Below are 2,176 nucleotides of genomic sequence, written 5' to 3' on the forward strand. Positions count from 1 at the left end.
GCTTCCATCCAGGCTTCCATCATTTCATCGTAAGGAACGGTCGTTCCTTGCGGCATTTCATCATCAAGCTTTTGCTTAGGAGAGCCTTCTTGATCCAGCCAGTATTGCGGGTCGCGCTCTTCGTTAAGCGCTGGGGCGTAGCTATCGAAGACGTTTGCGCGAGCTAAGCGGTACATGGTGTTATCCATATCTGCCGCCAGCTTATCTAAGCCCTCTTGAGGGGTAACTTCGCCACTCATTACCGGCGCAAGGTTTTGCCACCACAACGGTGCCATACGCGGATAATCAGGTACGTTGGTGCCCGTAGGCGTCCAGTTGGATTCGTTGGGGCTGCGGTAGAACTCAACCAAACCACCAAGCTTAGGTGCCATTTCGGTCATCTGTTCAGAGAAAATGTCAGATTCACGAATCGGCGTTAGACCAGCTATCAGTTTTTCAAGAGAGGTCGTTTTGGCTACCGTAAACTGGGCAAATAGCCAAGCAGCGGTTCGACGGTCTTCGGGTGTGGAGTCAAAGAACGTCCATGCACCTACATCCTGATAACCCACTTTCATGCCTTCTTCCCAGTAAGGGCCGGTAGGGGAAGGTGCCATGCGCCAAAGTGGGTTGCCTTCATCGTCGGTCACAGCCACGGCAGGATCGGTCATGTCTGCTGTGAAGGCGGTGTACCAGAAAATTTGCTGAGCAATATGACCTTGAGCAGGCACAGGACCCGCTTCACCAAAGGTCATGCCCTGTGCTTCAGGCGGTGCGAAGTCACGTAGCCAATCAACGGCTTTTTGCATGGCAAAGACAGACGCTGGCGAGTTGGTCGCACCGCCACGACTAACGCTGGCACCTACCGGCTGACTATCTTCGTTAACGCGAATGCCCCAGTCATCGACTGGATTACCTGATGGTACGCCCGGGCTACCCATACCGGCCATTGAGAGCCAGGAGTCGTGGAAGCGCCAGCCAAGCGACGGATCACGACGGCCGTAGTCCATGTGGCCATAGACGGTAGTGCCGTCGATTTCACCAACATGTTTGGTAAAGAACTCGGCAATATCTTGATAAGCCGTCCAGTTGGTGGGTACCCCAAGATCATAGCCATAGATTTCACGGAACTGATCTTGCAGGTCTTCGCGCTGGAACCAGTCATAACGGAACCAGTAAAGGTTGGCGAACTGCTGAGTGGGTAGTTGGTATAGGCTGCCATCGGGGCCGGTGCCGTACTGCAAACCAATGAAGTCGTCTAGGTCCAGCGTTGGAAGTGTGTAGTCAGCCCATTCGTTTTCCATCGCCTCGGTGAGGTTGATGGTGGTGCCGTAACGAATGTGCGTGCCGATAGCGTCGGTGTCATTAACAAAACCGTCGTAGATGCTGTTACCTGACTGCATCTGATTTTGCATCGTATCAACGACGTCGCCTTCGCCGATAATATTGTGAGTAAGGTTGATACCGGTTAACTCACTGAATGCTTCTGCCAGCACTTCACTTTCATAGACGTGAGTGGTCAAGCCTTCTGCGACAGTTTGAATATCCATACCGCGGAAGGGCTCAGCTGCTTTTGCAAACCAAAGAAGTTCTTCGATTTGCTCTTCACGACTCAAGGTAGAGTTTTGGAAGTGTTCGTCGACCAAGCGCTCCGCGATTGCCCGCGCATCGTGATCGTCTGCCATCAGTGTCCCCGATGCGAGCATGAGGCTGGCGGCGAGGGTAGTAAGTTTGAACTTGTTGTTGCGCATGTTGACCTCGTTTTGTTGTGCTCTTCCCTGATATCTTGAGCGTCCTTGATACTGCCGTACTTAACGCCAGGGTTTTCCTGGAATTGCTGATTGGCTAACCCCAGCGCATTAACACCAGCAGCCATACCGCTGAAAGTGCTAGTGCAATCCAAATTGAAAGCGACGTGAACCCAATGAAGCCCAAGTGAATAAACGCGGCAGACAGCAAGCCGATAAACAGCCGATCACCGCGGGTGGTGCTAATGGGTAAAAATCCCTTTCTTTCAATGCTTGGCGAGCGTAGTTCCCAGATCGTCATGCCCGCTAGCATGGCCGCAATGGAAGAAAAGAAAATAGCCGTCGGTAAAGTCCATACCATCCAGGACATAAGGTTTCCTCCTACTCAGGTGCGGCCCAGGGCAAAGTCCTTGGCGATATGGTTGCGTACGAAGTAAACCACCAGAATGCCG

General features: G+C 52.5%; 2 protein-coding genes. Both read right to left on the minus strand.

Features of this window, described 5'->3' with window-relative positions:
* The coding region (locus tag INT22_RS05020) for an ABC transporter substrate-binding protein (RefSeq protein WP_193067812.1) at positions 1-1,727 on the minus strand (1,727 nt) is incomplete at its 3' end.
* Between the two features lie 94 nt (positions 1,728-1,821).
* The gene (locus INT22_RS05025) at positions 1,822-2,094 is read right to left on the minus strand and encodes a DUF2160 domain-containing protein (RefSeq protein ID WP_038484947.1); all 273 of its coding nucleotides are present in this window, start codon (positions 2,092-2,094) and stop codon (positions 1,822-1,824) included.
* Between the last annotated feature and the right edge of the window lie 82 nt (positions 2,095-2,176).

Source organism: Halomonas sp. 3D7M, assembly GCF_014897885.1.
In the GTDB taxonomy this organism is placed as follows: domain Bacteria; phylum Pseudomonadota; class Gammaproteobacteria; order Pseudomonadales; family Halomonadaceae; genus Vreelandella.

Excerpts from the sequence above, each read along its gene's own strand:
- INT22_RS05025 (WP_038484947.1), bottom strand. The coding sequence starts at position 2,094 with ATGTCCTGGATGGTATGGACTTTACCGACGGCTATTTTCTTTTCTTCC.